This is a genomic window from Streptomyces sp. NPDC002232 (assembly GCF_042890295.1).
Taxonomy (GTDB): Bacteria; Actinomycetota; Actinomycetes; order Streptomycetales; family Streptomycetaceae; genus Streptomyces.
Genome location: NZ_JBIARV010000002.1, coordinates 581,378 through 596,458, shown reverse-complemented (window position 1 = coordinate 596,458; position 15,081 = coordinate 581,378). Strand labels below are relative to the sequence as shown.

16 protein-coding genes are annotated in these 15,081 nt (G+C 74.0%); 9 read left to right on the top strand and 7 right to left on the bottom strand.

Annotation, left to right across the window (positions count from 1 at the left end; all coding sequences use genetic code 11):
* The first annotated feature begins 30 nt into the window (after positions 1 to 30).
* From ACFYXU_RS09435 to ACFYXU_RS09425, 3 genes are read left to right on the top strand one after another with little or no spacing between them, the layout of a single operon-like run.
* On the top strand, positions 31 to 870 hold the full coding sequence (locus ACFYXU_RS09435; protein WP_389407319.1) for a Scr1 family TA system antitoxin-like transcriptional regulator: 840 nt from the start codon (positions 31 to 33) through the stop codon (positions 868 to 870).
* Entirely contained in the window at positions 839 to 1,111 is a 273-nt protein-coding gene (locus tag ACFYXU_RS09430; RefSeq protein WP_389407320.1) for a DUF397 domain-containing protein, read from the top strand. The genes ACFYXU_RS09435 and ACFYXU_RS09430 overlap by 32 nt, the downstream gene beginning before the upstream one ends.
* Before the next feature lie 20 nt (positions 1,112 to 1,131).
* Positions 1,132 to 1,542: a hypothetical protein gene (locus tag ACFYXU_RS09425; protein ID WP_389457123.1), complete on the top strand. Its 411-nt coding sequence runs from the start codon at positions 1,132 to 1,134 to the stop codon at positions 1,540 to 1,542.
* 4 nt (positions 1,543 to 1,546) lie between these two features.
* Here the strand turns inward: ACFYXU_RS09425 and ACFYXU_RS09420 are convergent, their stop codons facing one another.
* The 3 genes from ACFYXU_RS09420 to ACFYXU_RS09410 form a co-directional block, all read right to left on the bottom strand.
* The gene (locus ACFYXU_RS09420) at positions 1,547 to 1,951 is read right to left on the bottom strand and encodes a DUF4259 domain-containing protein (protein WP_389457121.1); all 405 of its coding nucleotides are present in this window, start codon (positions 1,949 to 1,951) and stop codon (positions 1,547 to 1,549) included.
* A 62-nt stretch (positions 1,952 to 2,013) separates the two neighbouring features.
* Positions 2,014 to 2,598 (bottom strand): hypothetical protein, encoded by a 585-nt coding sequence (locus ACFYXU_RS09415; RefSeq protein WP_389457119.1) that lies wholly within the window; start codon positions 2,596 to 2,598, stop codon positions 2,014 to 2,016.
* 54 nt (positions 2,599 to 2,652) lie between these two features.
* Positions 2,653 to 3,078, bottom strand: a complete 426-nt coding sequence (locus ACFYXU_RS09410) for a MarR family winged helix-turn-helix transcriptional regulator (protein ID WP_376512735.1) — start codon at positions 3,076 to 3,078, stop codon at positions 2,653 to 2,655.
* 124 nt (positions 3,079 to 3,202) lie between these two features.
* Here ACFYXU_RS09410 and ACFYXU_RS09405 point away from each other — a divergent pair, with 124 nt between their 5' ends.
* The 3 genes from ACFYXU_RS09405 (at position 3,203) to ACFYXU_RS09395 (ending at position 8,329) form a co-directional block, all read left to right on the top strand.
* Complete coding sequence (locus tag ACFYXU_RS09405) at positions 3,203 to 5,428, top strand: acyl-CoA dehydrogenase (protein ID WP_389457116.1); 2,226 nt, start codon at positions 3,203 to 3,205, stop codon at positions 5,426 to 5,428.
* 11 nt (positions 5,429 to 5,439) lie between these two features.
* Complete coding sequence (locus ACFYXU_RS09400; protein ID WP_361405994.1) at positions 5,440 to 6,636, top strand: lipid-transfer protein; 1,197 nt, start codon at positions 5,440 to 5,442, stop codon at positions 6,634 to 6,636.
* Between the two features lie 247 nt (positions 6,637 to 6,883).
* Positions 6,884 to 8,329 (top strand): MFS transporter, encoded by a 1,446-nt coding sequence (locus ACFYXU_RS09395; RefSeq protein ID WP_389457114.1) that lies wholly within the window; start codon positions 6,884 to 6,886, stop codon positions 8,327 to 8,329.
* 45 nt (positions 8,330 to 8,374) lie between these two features.
* On the opposite strand, the gene ACFYXU_RS09390 is transcribed toward ACFYXU_RS09395, so the two are convergent.
* The 4 genes from ACFYXU_RS09390 to ACFYXU_RS09375 are packed head-to-tail and all read right to left on the bottom strand — an operon-like array spanning position 8,375 to position 11,795.
* Positions 8,375 to 8,980, bottom strand: coding sequence for a response regulator transcription factor (locus ACFYXU_RS09390; RefSeq protein ID WP_361393837.1), 606 nt, complete (start codon positions 8,978 to 8,980; stop codon positions 8,375 to 8,377).
* Entirely contained in the window at positions 8,977 to 10,128 is a 1,152-nt protein-coding gene (locus ACFYXU_RS09385) for a sensor histidine kinase (protein ID WP_376512721.1), read from the bottom strand. Before ACFYXU_RS09385 ends, ACFYXU_RS09390 begins: the two co-directional genes overlap by 4 nt.
* 24 nt (positions 10,129 to 10,152) lie before the next feature.
* Positions 10,153 to 10,875: an ABC transporter permease gene (locus ACFYXU_RS09380; RefSeq protein WP_389407328.1), complete on the bottom strand. Its 723-nt coding sequence runs from the start codon at positions 10,873 to 10,875 to the stop codon at positions 10,153 to 10,155.
* Positions 10,872 to 11,795 carry an ABC transporter ATP-binding protein gene (locus tag ACFYXU_RS09375; RefSeq protein WP_389457111.1) on the bottom strand — a complete coding sequence of 308 codons (924 nt, stop codon included), beginning with the start codon at positions 11,793 to 11,795 and terminating at the stop codon, positions 10,872 to 10,874. Before ACFYXU_RS09375 ends, ACFYXU_RS09380 begins: the two co-directional genes overlap by 4 nt.
* A gap of 274 nt (positions 11,796 to 12,069) precedes the next feature.
* Between ACFYXU_RS09375 and ACFYXU_RS09370 the strand changes: the two genes are divergently transcribed.
* The 3 genes from ACFYXU_RS09370 to ACFYXU_RS09360 are packed head-to-tail and all read left to right on the top strand — an operon-like array spanning position 12,070 to position 15,015.
* A complete protein-coding gene (locus ACFYXU_RS09370) occupies positions 12,070 to 12,924 on the top strand; it encodes a MaoC/PaaZ C-terminal domain-containing protein (RefSeq protein WP_361393840.1) in 855 nt (284 codons plus the stop codon).
* Positions 12,925 to 12,978: 54 nt separating this feature from the next.
* Positions 12,979 to 14,055 carry a Zn-dependent alcohol dehydrogenase gene (locus tag ACFYXU_RS09365; protein WP_376512715.1) on the top strand — a complete coding sequence of 359 codons (1,077 nt, stop codon included), beginning with the start codon at positions 12,979 to 12,981 and terminating at the stop codon, positions 14,053 to 14,055.
* A gap of 15 nt (positions 14,056 to 14,070) precedes the next feature.
* Positions 14,071 to 15,015, top strand: a complete 945-nt coding sequence (locus tag ACFYXU_RS09360; protein ID WP_376512713.1) for a 3-oxoacyl-ACP reductase — start codon at positions 14,071 to 14,073, stop codon at positions 15,013 to 15,015.
* Positions 15,016 to 15,081: the final 66 nt, after the last annotated feature.

Sequence of the window (15,081 nt, the reverse complement as noted above, 5' to 3'; positions counted from 1 at the left end):
TCACCGCGTGAGCTTGGGGGTGACCTCGCCGTGGTCAACATCCGGAACCTGGATCCGAGCGCCTCGCCGCTGGACTACTACGGTTCGGAACTTCGTCGCCTTCGGGAGGAGGCCGACCTCAACCAGCCGCAGCTGGGCAGGATCCTGTACTGCACGGGTTCGCTGATCGGCCAGATCGAGACGGCGAAGAAGGTCCCGACCCGGGAGTTCTCGGAGCGACTGGACGCGGCGCTGATGACGAGCGGCTCGTTCTCCCGCCTGGTGGGCCTGGTGCTGCGCAGCCAGTTGCCGACGTGGTTCCAGGCGTACGCGGAGATGGAGGCGCGGGCGACGTACCTCTCGACGTTCCAGGCGCAGCTGGTCTACGGGCTGTTGCAGACGGAGGAGTACGCGCGGGCGGTGCTGGGCGTCGAGAACCCGGACCGGCTGGACGAGATGGTGGCGGCCCGGATGGACCGCCAGCGGATCCTGGGGCGCGAGCATCCGCCGGTGCTGTGTGTGGTGCTGGACGAGGGCGTGTTGCACCGGCAGATCGGCAGTGCCGAGGTCATGCGAAACCAACTGGCCCACCTGTTGGGATTCCGGGACCACCCGTGGGTGCAGGTGCAGATGCTGCCGTTCACGGTCGGCCAGCACCCGGGACTGCTGGGCTCGTTCACCCTTCTGCGCTTCGACGAGGACCCGGATCTCTTCTACACCGAGAGCTACGACTCGGGCCGTATGACCGCCCATTCTCAAGTGATCAGGGAGCGGTCCGTCAGCTACGCTCGCTTGCAGGCCTCGGCCCTCTCCCGGGAGGAGTCGGCCGCACTGATCGGACGCGTGATGAGGGAGCGGTATGGACACGAGCCAGGACCTGCGGTGGCGTAAGTCGTCCTACAGCGGCCCCAATGGCGGCGAGTGCATCGAGTGCGCGCCGCTCGGATCCGCCGCCTGGCGCAAGTCCTCCCACAGTGGCCCCACCGGCGGCGACTGCGTCGAGATCGCCGACCTCACCGCCCACGTCGCCGTCCGGGACTCCAAGAACCCGGACGGGCCCGTCTTCCTCACCGATCCCGCCGCCTTCACGGCCTTCGTGAGCGCCGCCGCGCAGGGGCTCGTCGGCCGCTGACCGTGGCGACCCTCATAGGAATGGTGATCCTGGCCGTCGCCCTGCCGGCGTGGGCGGGGATCACCTACGTGGGGCTGCGGCGGGCCCGCCGGGAGAACGCCGGGCTGCCCCCGGCGCCCCGCCCCCGCCGTACCCCCGCCAAGAAGGCCGCCTGGGTCGCCGCGCTCGCCTTCGTCGCGGGCGGGGCGCTGCACCTGTACGGGCTGTCGTACATGCCGTTCCTCCAGCCGGAGGACGCGTGCTGGTTCAAGGCGGGGTACATGCACGTGCCCGACTCCAGCAGCGCGCTGCCGGTGAGCCTGGTGTGCGCGGGCGAGGAGATCGTCCCGTGGTGGGTCAACCCGGGACTGCTCGTCTTCGCCGTGACCGCCGTCGCCGCGACGGTCACGAGCGTGGTGCTCGCCGTGCGGCGCCGGATCGTGCGCCGCTGACGCGTCACGCCCCCGCGAGCACCGTCCTCAGCCTCCGTACGCCCGCCTTCCACTCCTCGCCGTCCGACTCCTCCCAGAGCTCCAGGAGTTCGGAGGGTTCGACCAGGATGCGGTCCAGGGCCTCGACCGCCGTCGGGCGGAGGTCCGCCGGGAGGGTGGGCAGGGGCTTCTTCGGGGCGTACGAGGTGGTGACCGGGGCGCCGCCGGGGCACTGCGCGGCGACCAGGGCCGCCGAGGCGATCGCCTCCACGGCGAAGTCCGCGTCGAGGTACTCCCCGCCCGTGCCCGTCACCTCGCGGAAGGCCGCGCGCAGGACCTCCGCGCGCTGCTCCTCCGGGGCCTCGTCCACCCGGTAAGAGAAGTCCGCGGCGGTGTCGTTGTCGAAGGGGCCGATGTCCCAGGTGCCCATGGCGTGCTCGCTCTCCCGTGTCGCGTCAGGTCTTCGGGAAGCGTGGCAGGCACCACTGACAATCAGTCGTCCGCGATCCCGAGGTCGGCCCGCATGGCCCCCTTCAGCCTCCCCAGGTACGGCCAGACGTCCGCGTGGAGCGCCGGTCCCAGCGCGGCCAGTTCGGCCGCGTGCGCGGCCGGGTCCGCCGTGTACTTCCGCAGCATCCCGTACGCCTCGTTCATGCGGTCCTTCGCGTCGCTGGACGCGCGCGCCACCGCGTTCGGGACGATCATCTGGGCCTCCGCGTAGCTGTCGCGGTAGGCCGCCCGGCAGTCCTCCAGGCGCTCCAGGGACGCGGTGGCGTCCTCGCCGCGCCGCAGGGCGTGGATGTGGTTGGTCATCGCCGTCACGAACTGCCGCGCGGCGGTGTTCAGGGCGATGTAGCAGGCGCGCCGGCGCTCCAGGCTCTCGCTCGCCCGCTGCCGGTCGAGCTCCGCCTGCCGCAGCCGCTCGGCGTGGTCGCGGTCCTCGCGCCGCTGGTCGGCGGCGGCCTGGAGCTCCATGCGCTTGGTGCGGTCCGCGCGGTTCTGCGTGAGCAGCGCCGCCCCCAGCGTGCCGGCCACGCCGACCACGGCGATCAGCAGTGCCGTCAGACTTGCGCCCACGATGTCCCCCCGTGTCGTTCGCTCCCCGCCTCGATGCTGCCACAGCGCCCAGGGTCAGGCGCCGGGGCCCCGGAGGTTCTCGATCATGCGCTCCAGGACGCGGACGGCGGTCCCGTACTCCTCCGGGCTGATGCCCTCGACGGAGCGGGCCCGGAACGCCCTCACGTGCTCCGTCACCTCGGCCAGGCGGGCGGTGCCGTCCGGGGTGAGGGCGAGCCGCCCGGGGGCCGGGCGGGACGTCCAGCCGTCGGTGAGGGTGGTCTCGACGGCGGCGGCCAGGGTCGGGGCGTCGGCGTTGTCCGCGAGGATCCGCAGCAGCTCGGCGTCGGCGATCCCGGCCTCCTTCCCGACCGTGTTCAGCACCTGCCAGGCGACGCGCGTGAGGCCGAACTCCCCGAGCGTGCCGTCCATCACGCGCGTGAGGGCCGCGTCGGTGCGGTTGAGCAGAAAGCCGATGGGGGGCGTGGTCCTGGGCTCCACGGGGACTCCTCGGGTCGTGGGGGATACGGGAAGCGGGCGTCCGTAGGGACGCCCCGATCCCGGTCCGGGTTCATTCCCGTTCCTGACCTTCCGTCAGAATGGAACGTGTTCTAGTCTGCGCCCCATGGGCATCGCCATCACGCACGAACAGCGGGAGCTCGCCCGATCCGTCCGGGGCTGGCTCACCCGCGCCGTACCCCCCGAGGAAGTCCGCAAGCACCTGGACGTCCCCGACACCGCCACCGGCCGACCCCCGTACTGGGACGCCGCCGCCGAGCAGGGTCTCCTCGGGCCGCACCTCCCCGAGGAGCACGGCGGCGGGGGCGGCGGCCTCGGGGACCTCGCCGTCGTCGTCGAGGAGGCCGCCCGCGCCCTGCTGCCCGGGCCCCACCTGCCCGCCGTCCTCGCCGCCGAGATCCTCCACCGCTGCGGGCACTACACGGCGGCGGGCGACCTCGCGCGCGGGGAGCGGATCGGCGCCGTCGCCCTCGGCGGCACCGGCACCCTCACCGCCGTCCGCACCGCGAGCGGCTGGCTCCTCGACGGCACCGCGCCCCCCGTCCTCGGCGGCGCCCAGGCCGACCTGGTGCTCCTGCGGGCCGCCACCGCCGACGGCTCCGTCTGGCTCGCCGCCGACACCGGAAGCCTCGCCGTCCGGCCCCACGAGAGCGCCGACCCGACCCGGCCCACCGCCGAGATCGCCGCCCGCGCCGTCCACGTACCGGCGGACCGCGAACTCACCCTCGCCGCCCACCCCGACGGGTCCGCCGCCGTCACCGCCCTCGTCCAGGACCGGGCCGCCGTCCTCTTCGCCGCCGACGCCTGCGGCACCGCCGCCCGCGCCGTCGACACCGCCGCCGAACACGCCCGCACCCGCGAACAGTTCGGCCGCCCCATCGGACAGTTCCAGGGCGTCAAACACCTCTGCGCCGACATGCTCGTCCGCCTCGAACAGGCCCGCGCCCTCACCTGGGACGCCGCCCGCGCCGGCCAGGACGGGCAGGAGGGCCAGGACGGCCTGGACGGCCTGGACGGAGTCCGCTCCCTCACCGCCGCCCTCGCCGCGGCCACCGCCCTCGACGCCGCCTACACCTGCGCCAAGGACTGCATCCAGATCCTCGGCGGCACCGGCTTCACCTGGGAGCACGACGCCCACCTGCTGCTGCGCCGCGCGCTCGTCGCCCGCCAGCTCCTCGGCACCGGCGACCAGCACCGGCTCGCCGCCCTGCGGCACGCCGTCACGGGGGTCCGCCGCGGCCTCCGCCTCGACCTGCCGCCCGAGGCCGACGCGTACCGCCGCGCCGCCCGCGAGGCCGTCGCCCCCGCCGCCGGACTCGACCCGGCCGCGGCACGGCGCGCCCTCGCCCCCACCGGCTACGCGGCCCCGCACCTCCCGGAGCCGTACGGCCTCGGCGCGGGCCCGCTCCAGCAGCTCGCCGTCCAGCGGGAGCTGGACGAGGCCGGGATCACCGTCGCGGGACTCGGCATCGCCACCTGGGTCGTCCCCTCGCTCCTCGCCCACGGCACCCCGGAGCAGCAGGCCGAGCACCTCGGCCCGACCCTGCGCGGCGAACGCCTCTGGTGCCAGCTCTTCTCCGAGCCCGGCGCCGGCTCCGACCTCGCATCGCTGCGCACCCGCGCCGAACGCACCGAGGACGGCCGCTGGCGGATCAACGGACAGAAGGTGTGGACGAGCGCCGCCCAGTGGGCGCACCACGGCATCCTGCTCGCCCGCACCGACCCCACCGCCCCCAAGCACCAGGGACTCACCTACTTCCTCGTCGACATGCGGGACACCCCCGGCATCGACATCCGGCCGCTGAAGGAGATCACCGGGGACTCCCTCTTCAACGAGGTCTGGTTCGACGACGCCCTCCTCCCCGCCGACGCCGTCGTCGGCGAGGTGAACGACGGCTGGCGGGTCGCCCGCAACACCCTCGGCAACGAACGCGTCCACATGGCCGACCAGGTCGCCTTCGACACCGGCCTCGAAGCCGTCATCGCGCGCGCGGACCAGGTCGACAGCTCCGTACGCGTACGGATCGGGGCGCTGCTCGCCGAGGCCCACGCGCTCGCGTGCATCGGTCTGCGCACCACCCTGCTCCAGGTGTCGGGCCTCGAACCCGGGGCGGGCGCCAGCGTCCGCAAACTCGTCCAGACGCTCCACCAGCAGAAGCTCGCCGAGCTCACCCTCGAACTGCGCGGCCCCGAGGGCGCCGTGCGCGAGGGCCCCGGCGAACGGGCCGTCCACGGCCTGCTGATGTCCCGCTGCCTCACCATCGCGGGCGGCACCACCCAGGTACAGCTCAACGTCGTCGCCGAGCGCCTGCTCGGCCTGCCCAGGGACTGAGGGGAAACGCGATGACCACCAAGGCGTACGTCGTCGGCGTCGGGATGACCCGGTTCGAGAAGCCGGAGACCCGGGACTGGCAGTACTGGGACATGGCGAAGGAGGCGGGCACCGCCGCCCTCGCCGACGCCGGCGTGCCCTACGCGCGCGTGGAGCAGGCCGCCGTCGGCTACTGCTTCCAGGCCTCCACCGCGGGGCAGCGCGCGGTCTACGAGCTCGGGCTGACCGGCATCCCCGTCTACAACCTCAACAACAACTGCGCGACCGGCTCCACCGCCCTCATGACCGCCCGGCAGTTCGTCGAGGGGGGCGTCGCCGACTGCGTCCTCGCCCTCGGCTTCGAGAAGATGGCCCGGGGCGCGCTCGGCGGAGGAGCGGGAGCCGGCGACTTCAAGACCTCGCCCGTCGCCCGGCACTACGGCATCATGGCCGCCGCCCACGGCTTCGAGATGTCCCCGCCCACCGCCCAGATCTTCGGCAACGCCGCCCGGGAGCACATGGAGCGGTACGGGACGACCGAGGTGCAGCTCGCCGCTGTCGGCGCCAAGAACCACCAGCACTCGGCGAACAACCCGAACGCCCAGTTCCAGGACGTCTACACGGTCGACGAGATCCTCGCCGCGAAGACCGTCCACCGGCCGCTCACCAAGCTCCAGTGCTCGCCCACCTCCGACGGGGCCGCCGCGGCCGTCGTCGTCTCCGAGCGCTTCGTCGACGAGCACGGGCTGCGGGGGAGGGCGGTGGAGATCGCCGGCCAGGCGATGACCACCGACACCGAGGACTCCTTCGCCTCCGGCTCGTGCATCGACGCCGTCGGCCGCCCCCTGTCCCGGGCCGCGGCCCGCCTCGCGTACGAGCGCTCCGGGCTCGGCATCGAGGACGTCGACGTCGTCGAGCTCCACGACTGCTTCTCCATCAACGAGCTGCTCACCTACGAGGCGCTCGGCATGTGCGAGGAGGGCGCCTCCGGTAAACTCGTCGAGTCCGGCGCGACGACGTACGGCGGGCGCTGGGTCGTGAACCCCTCCGGCGGCCTCATCTCCAAGGGCCACCCGCTCGGCGCGACGGGCCTCGCGCAGGCCGCCGAACTGGTCTGGCAGCTACGGGGCGAGGCAGGCCCCCGGCAGGTGGCGGGCGCGCGGGTCGGCCTGGCCCACAACATCGGCCTGGGCGGCGCGGCGGTGGTGACGCTCCTGCGGAGGGGGTGAGGGGCGGTGCTCCTCCGCTGGGCGTGACGGCGGGTCGCGCGGCTCGGGTGGGCGTGACGGCGGGTCGCGCGGCTCGGGTGGGCGTGACGGCGGGTCGCGCGGCTCGGGTGGGCGTGACGGCGGGTCGCACGGCTCGGGTGCGTATGACGGCATGGCGCACGGTTCCGGTAGGCGCGACAGCCGGTCGCGCTGCTCCCGAAGGCCTAGGACGGAATCCTTATGTACGGGGCGGACCCGGTCTGCGACCATGACACCCATGCCGCAGACCGACTCCGCCGCCACCACCGCCGTGCCCTCCGCCCCCCGACCGTCCCCCCGCCCCTGGGCGGTCGTCCTGACCGCCTGCGCGGGGCAGTTCCTCGTCGTCCTCGACGTCTCCGTCGTGAACGTCGCCCTTCCGTCGATGCGGGCCGACCTCGGGCTCTCGGCGGCCGGTCTTCAGTGGGTGATCAGCGCGTACGCGATCGCCTTCGCCGGGTTCATGCTGCTCGGCGGGCGGGCCGCCGACCTCTACGGGCGCAAGGCGATGTTCCTGCTGGGGCTCGGGCTCTTCACCGCCGCGTCCGTGGCGGGCGGACTCGCCCAGGAGGGCTGGCAGCTCGTCGCGGGCCGCGCGGTCCAGGGCCTCGGCGCGGCCGTCCTCTCCCCGGCCACGCTCACCCTCGTCACCGGAGCGGTCACGGCCGGGGCGGCCAGGACCCGGGCCATCGCGACCTGGACGGCGGTCGGCGCGGCCGGCGGCGCCGCGGGCGGCTTCGTCGGCGGGCTCCTCGTCGACCTGCTCTCCTGGCGCTGGGTCCTCCTCGTCAACGTGCCGATCGGCGTCCTGGTCCTGGCGGGCGCGCTGCTCTGGCTGCGCGAGGGCCGCACCGTCGCGGGCCGTCGTCTGGACCTGCCGGGCGCCGTCCTCGTCACGGCGGGCCTGGCCACCCTCGCGTACGGCATCGTGCAGACGGAGGAGGCCGGCTGGGGCGACCCGGCGACGCTCCTGACGCTCCTCGGCGGCCTGGCCCTGCTCGGGGTCTTCGTGGCGGTCGAGGCCCGCACGGCGGCCCCGCTGATGCCGCTGAAGCTGTTCCGTACGCGCGCGGTGTCGGCGGCCAACGTCGGGATCCTGCTGTGCGGTTCGAGCTCCTTCGGCATGTGGTTCTTCATGACGACGTACGCGCAGAGCGTCCTCGGCTACACCCCGCTCCAGGCCGGGCTCGCGCTCGTCCCCAGCTCGCTGAGCGTCGTCGTGGGCTCCAAGGTGGCGCCGCGCCTGATGCCGGCGGTCGGCGCCCGGAACCTCGCGGCGGCCGGTGCGCTCCTCGGGGCGGCGGGCTTCGCCTGGCAGTCCACGATGACCGCCGACGGCAGCTTCCTGACGACGATCCTCGGCCCCGGGATCCTGATGATGGGCGGCATCGGCCTGGCCACCACGCCCCTGGCCGCCCTCGCCACGTCCAGCGCCGCCCCGGGCGAGGCGGGCCTGGTCTCCGGCCTGGTCAACACCTCGCGCACGATGGGCGGCGCCCTCGGCCTCGCGACCCTCACGACGCTCGCGACCGCGGTCACCGGCCCGACCACGAACCCCGAGACCCTCACCTCCGGCTACGCGGCGGCCTTCCGCGTCTCGACGGCGATCCTGATCGGCGCGGCGGTGCTGATGCTGCTGTGGCTGCCGCGGCGGACCACCCCCACCGCCTTCTAGGGCGTGTCGTCACACTCCCGTCTGCCCCGCGACGCCTGGCACGCCCTAGAGCCACCCCTGCCGCCGAGCCGCCCGCACCGCCTCCATCCGGTTGCGCGTGCCCGTCTTGCCGATCGCGGACGAGAGGTAGTTGCGGACCGTCGACTCCGACAGGTGCAGGGCCGCCGCGATGTCCGCGATCGTCGCGCCGTCCACCGAGGCCGCCAGGGCGTCCCGTTCGCGGCCCGTCAGCGGGTTCGGGCCGGCGCTCAGGGCCGCCGCCGCGAGGGCCGGGTCGATGACCGTCTCGCCGCGCAGCACCCGCCGGACCGCCTCGGCCAGGTCCTCCACGGGACCGTCCTTCACCAGGAAGCCCGCCGCCCCCGCCTCCATCGCGCGCCGCAGATAGCCCGGCCGGCCGAAGGTGGTGAGGATGAGGACGCGGCACTCCGGCACCTCGTCCCGCAGCGCCGCCGCCGCGTCCAGGCCCGAGCGCCCCGGCAGTTCGATGTCGAGCAGGGCCACGTCCGGGCGCGCGAGGAGCGCCGCGTCGACGATCTCGTCGCCGCGGCCGACCTGGGCGACCACCTCGATGTCGTGCTCCATGCCGAGCAGCAGGGCCAGCGCCCCGCGCATCATGCCCTGGTCCTCGGCGAGCAGAAGTCTGATCATCGAGCGGGATCCCCCTCAAGCGGTACGGAGGCCTCCACGGGGAGTTCCGCGGTGACCCGGAACCCGCCCCGCGGAGCCGGTCCCGAGTCCAGGGTGCCGCCTGCCGCCGCGACCCGCTCGCGCAGGCCGCGCAGGCCGCTCCCCGGCGGGCCGTCCGCCGGGCCGCGGCCGTTGTCCGTGACGGTGAGCCGGACCCGGTCGGCGGAGCCGGTGAGGGCGATCTCGCAGCGGGACGCGCCGCTGTGCCGTACCGCGTTCGTCGCCGACTCCCGCACCACCCAGCTCAGCAGGGCCTCCGTCTGGGGCTCCAGGAGCGGGCCGGAGCGGCGTACGACCGGTTCGATCCCGGCGGTGGAGAGCGCGTCGCGCGCCCGGTCCAGCTCGGTGGCGAGGCTGCCCTCGCGATAGCCGGTCACCGCCTCCCTGATCTCGGTCAGCGCCTGACGGCCCACCGACTCGATGTCCGCGACCTGTGCGAGCGCCGCGTCCAGGTCGCGCGGGGCGAGCCGCCGTACGACCTCCGACTTCACCACGATCACCGACAGGGTGTGGCCGAGCAGGTCGTGCAGGTCCCGCGAGAACCGCAGCCGCTCCTTCTCGACGGCCGCCCTGGCCAGCTCCTCCCGGGTCTCCCGCAGCTCCCGGACCGTCTCGTCGAGCGCGAGGATCGCCGCCGTCACCATGACCGAGATGAAGGTGCCGTACACGATCCCGATGGAGTCCCAGCCGTCCCGCCAGAAGGTCACCGCCCCGACCGCGACGACCAGCGGGAAGGCGATCAGGGGGAGGAGCCGGCCGCGCCGGACCACCGCGCCGACCCCGAGGCCCAGGAGCGGGAAGAGCAGCAGCCACTCCCGGCCGTACCCGATGGCCAGGCCGAAGGTGAGCAGCCCGAGGGTGAGGAGGAGTCCCCAGGTGAGGGGCGTCTCCCGGCGGCGCCGGTCGAAGGCGCGGAACACGATCGCGATGTACAGCGTGTTGAAGGCGAGCAGACCCGCCGCGCCGATCCACGGGTTGGGCGCCTGGCCGCCGAGGAGGTGGGAGAGCGCCCCCAGGCCCATCAGGAGCCAGGGGAGGAGGCTCAGCCCGCTGGGCCCCCGGTCCTCGCGCTTGCGCGCCCGCTCTCCGCACCGCTTCCGGATCCTCATGCCCCGCTCCTCATGCCCCGCTCCTCACGCCGTCCTGGCCGAACGACGGTACGAGACCGCCGCGTACGTGCCGAACAGGGCCGCCCATACGGCGACGACCGCGAGCGCCGTCAGGCCGGGGGCGTGGCCGTCGGCGACCGAGAGGCCGAGCTCGGCGAAGCGGTTGGTCGGGGTGTACTCGGAGAGGGCGCGCAGCCAGCCGGGGAAGAGGCTCACCGGGAACCACAGGCCGCCGAGGACGGCGAGGCCCAGGTTGCAGGCGATGTTCACGACGCCCGTCGTCTGGGCGGTGAGCCGGTAGCCGTTGCCGATGCCGAGGAGGGTGAAGGGGAGCGAGCCGAGCCAGAGGGTGACGGCGACCAGGGCCCACTGCCAGGCCGCGAGGTGGACGCCGTTGACGAGGCCGCCGGCCAGCAGGACCCCGACGATGGCCGGGAGGACCACCACCGAGCCGGTGAGGGCGCGGCCGGTGACGACCTGGCGGGGGGTCATCGGAGTGATCCGCAGCTGCCGCAGCCAGCCGGACGCCTTGTCCTCGGCGACCCCGGGACCGATCGACAGGGCGGCGCCGAGCGCCCCGTAGGCCGCCATGCCGATCATGGAGGCGGTCTTCCAGTCGTCCCCGCTCTGGCCGCCGAGGTTGGTGAAGAGCAGGTACATCATCACCGGGACGGCGATGGCGCCGATGGCGAAGCCGGTGTCGCGCAGGGTGCGGCGGACTTCGAGGCGTACGTACGCGGTGATCATCGGGTCGTCTCCAGGGAGCGGGCGCGGGCGGCCGGGGCCTGCGCGGTGAGGGCGAGGAAGGCGTCGTTGAGGGAGACGGGGGCGACTTCGAGGCCCCGGATCGCGTCCCGGACGGCGAGCGCGCGGACGGTCGCGTCGGAGTCGTCGGTGTGGAGCCGGGCGCGGTCGCCGCGGATCTCGAAGGAGGTCACCCCGGGGAGCAGGTCGAGGCCCTCGCTGGGGGCGCCGGCCAGGTCGAAGGCGACGAGGCTGCCGCCGGCGGCCCGCTTCAGGTCCTCCGCGGTGCCGTCGGCGAGGACGCGTCCGGAGTCGATGACGACGATCCGGTCGGCGTGGGCGTCGGCCTCCTCCAGGTAGTGGGTGGAGAACAGGACGGTGTTGCCGCGCCGGGCGTAGCCGCGCATCGAGTCCCAGAAGGCCTCGCGGGCCTCGACGTCGAGGGCGGCGGTGGGCTCGTCGAGGACGATCAGTTCGGGGTTGCCCGCGAGGGCGACGGCGAAGCGGACGCGCTGGACCTGGCCGCCGGAGAGGCCGTCGACACGGCGGTCGGCGAGGTCGGTGAGGCCGGCGAGCGCGAGGGCCTCGGCGACCGGCAGCGGCTTCGGGTAGGTGCGGGCGACGAAGGCGACGAGCTCGCGGACGGTGACCCGGGGGAGGGGGCGGCCGTCCTGGAGCAGGGCGCCGGTCCGGCCGGCCGCGACGGCGCGGGCCGGGGTGTCGCCGAAGAGCCGCACCCGGCCGCCGTCGGGCTCGTCGAGGCCGAGGAGCAGGCCGATGGTGGTGGACTTGCCGGCGCCGTTGCGGCCGAGCAGGGCGACGGTCTCGCCGCGCCGGATCGTGAGGTCGATGCCGTCCACGGCGCGGACCGGTCCGAAGGACCGGGTGACTCCGGTGAAGGCGACCGCTGTCTCGTTCTTCATGGGGACGACGCTACGGATCGGGGGCCACCGCCCGGCAGGCGCGGATGTACGGACCTGGCCGTGACAAATGTCCTGGGTGCCGTGCTCCACAGCCTTTCTGACATGCCGTCAGGAGGGTTCACAACTCCCGCCCCCTCGGCTATACATGGGGTCCACCGACCTAGAACGCGTTCTAGAACGGGCGCGTACGGGACGGTCCCCGCACGGCCTCGGTGCGGCCGACGGTGTGGACGGCCGCGCCGAGGTCTTCACCACCACGAGGAGCAGCAGCCCGATGCCCATCGACCCCGTCAAGGCCGTCGCCGCGGAACCCCGCAGCGCCGAGATCTCCTGGGACCACAAGGACGTCCAGCTCTACCACCTGGGCCTGGGCGCCGGAACGCCCGCGACCGACCCCGACGAGCTCCGCTACACCCTGGAGTCCCGCCTCCACGTCCTGCCCAGCTTCGCCACCGTCGCGGGCGCCGGGATGGGCGTCGTCGGCGGACTCTCGGCCCCCGGCATCGACATCGACCTCGCCGCCGTCCTGCACGGCGGGCAGTCGATCACCCTCCACCGCCCGCTGCCCACCGGCGGCCGGGCCGTCTCCACCTCCCGCGTCGCCGCCGTGTACGACAAGGGCAAGGCCGCCGTCCTCGTCCTGCGGTCCGAGGCCGCCGACGAGGACGGGCCGCTGTGGACCAGCGACGCCTCGATCTTCGTACGGGGCGAGGGAGGCTGGGGCGGCGACCGGGGCCCCTCCGAGCGCCTCGCCGTCCCGGACCGGGAGCCCGACGCCACCGTGGAACGGCCCGTACGCGAGGAACAGGCCCTGCTCTACCGGCTCTCCGGCGACTGGAACCCGCTGCACGCCGACCCCGAGTTCGCCGAGCTCGCCGGCTTCGACCGGCCGATCCTGCACGGGCTCTGCTCGTACGGCATGACCCTCAAGGCGGTGGTGGACACGGTGCTCGGCGGCGACGTCACCCGCGTCCGCGCCTACCGCACCCGCTTCGCCGGGGTGGTCTTCCCCGGCGAGACCCTGCGCATCCGGATGTGGGCCGGGGACGGCCGCGTCCAGGTGACGGTGACGGCGGCGGAGCGCGACGACGCCCCCGTCCTCGCCGACACCCTCGTCGAACACTCCTGACCGCCTGATCCCTCGATTCGCCCGATCGCCCGATCGCCTGATGGGAGCCGCACCATGCGCGCAGCCGTACTGCACGAGATCGGCCAGGACAAACTCGAAGTCCTCGACGACGTCGAGGCGGTGGGCTTCGGCCCGGGCAAGGTGCGGATCCGGGTGCGGGCCACCGGCCTCTGCCACTCCGACGTCTCCGCCATGAGCGGCGTCCTGCCGCAGCCCGCCCCCTTCATCCCCGGGCACGAGGGCGCGGGCGAGATCCTCGACGTCGGCGACGGCGTCACCGGCCTCGGCCAGGGGCAGCGGGTCCTGCTCTGCTGGCTGCCCGCCTGCGGCAGCTGTCCGGCCTGCCGGCGCGGCCAGACCCAGCTGTGCCTGGCCGGCTTCATGAACGCCGGCATCCCCAACTTCAAGCGCCCCGGCGGCGACGTCTTCGGCTTCGCCGGCACCGGCACCTTCACCGAGGAGGTCGTCGTCGACGCCGGCTGCGCCGTCCCGATCCCCGACGACGTGCCCTTCGACATCGCCGCCCTCATCGGCTGCGGCGTCACCACCGGCCTCGGCGCCGCCCTCAACACCGCGAAGGTGGAGGCCGGTTCGTCGGTCGCCGTCATCGGCTGCGGCGGCGTCGGCATCTCCGCGATCCAGGGCGCCAAGCTCCTGGGCGCCGCCCAGATCGTCGCCGTCGACCCCGTCGAGTCCCGCCGCGAGGCCGCGCTCAGGTTCGGCGCCAGCGAGGCCGTCGCCCCGGACGCGCTCGCCGACGCCAAGCAGCGGATCACCGGCGGCGAGGGCTTCGACTACGTCTTCGAGGTCGTCGGCAAGTCCGCCACCGCCCGCACCGCGTACGAGACGACCCGGCGCGGCGGCACCCTCTGCGTCGTCGGCGCGGGCGCCCTCGACGACCACCTCCAGCTCAACATGTTCGAGCTGTTCTTCGACGAGAAGCGCATCCTGCCCTCCATGTACGGCGGCGGGGACGTGCTCCGGTCGTACGAGCGGGCCATCGCGCTCTGGCGGGCCGGCCGCATCGACCTGGAGTCGCTCATCACCCACCGGGTGCCGCTGGCGGGCGTCAACGAGGCCCTGGAGCAGATGCGGACCGGCGCCGCCCTCCGTACCTGCATCGAGATCTGAGAGGACCGACCGGAGATGTCACTCCCCCTGGAGGGCCTGAGCGCGATCGTCACCGGCGCCGGGCGCGGCCTCGGCCGCGCCGAGGCCCTGGAACTGGCCCGGCTCGGCGCCGCCGTCGTCGTGAACGACTACGGGCAGCCCGGCCGCGACGGCTCGGGCGCGGCCTCCGCCGCGCCCGCCGAGGAGGTCGCGGCGGAGATCCGCGCGGCCGGCGGCCGGGCGGTCGCGCACCTCGGCGACGTCTCCGACTTCGAGACGGCGCGGGCGCTGGTCGACCTGGCGGTGACCGAGTTCGGCAAGCTGGACGTCCTCGTGAACAACGCGGGCATCCTGCGCGACCGGATGGTCTTCTCGATGAGCGAGGACGAGTGGGACTCGGTCGTCCGGGTCCACCTCAAGGGACACTTCAACACCACCCACTTCGCGGCGGTGCACTGGCGGGGCCGCGCCAAGGCGGGCGAGGCCGGGGTCTACGGCCGCATCGTCAACACCTCGTCCGAGGCGTTCCTCGCGGGCTCGGCGGGCCAGCCCAACTACGCGGCGGCCAAGGGCGGCATCGTCGGCCTGACCACCTCCTCGGCGCTCGCGCTCGCCCGGTACGGCGTCACCGCGAACGCGATCTGCCCGCGCGCCAGGACCCGGATGACCGAGGACGTCTTCGCGGGCTTCGCCGAGCCCTCCGCCGAGGGCGAGCTCGACCCGCTGTCCCCCGACCACGTGGCGCCGCTCGTCGGCTACCTGGCCTCCCCGGCCGCGTCCGGGGTCAACGGGCAACTGCTCGTCGTGCACGGCGGGATGGTGGCGGTGGTGGAGCGGCCGAGGGTCTCGGCCAAGTTCGACACGGCCAAGGAGGCGTTCACGTACGAGGAGCTGGACGCCCTCCTGACCCCGCACTACGCGTCCCGCCCGGCGGGCGAGACCTTCGCCGCGACGGAGGTGCTGGGTCTGAAGAAGGACTGAGCCACAGGGGTGGTGGGGAAGGAGCAGGGCCCCGGGGGCGACCCCGGGGCCCTGCTCGTCCCACTC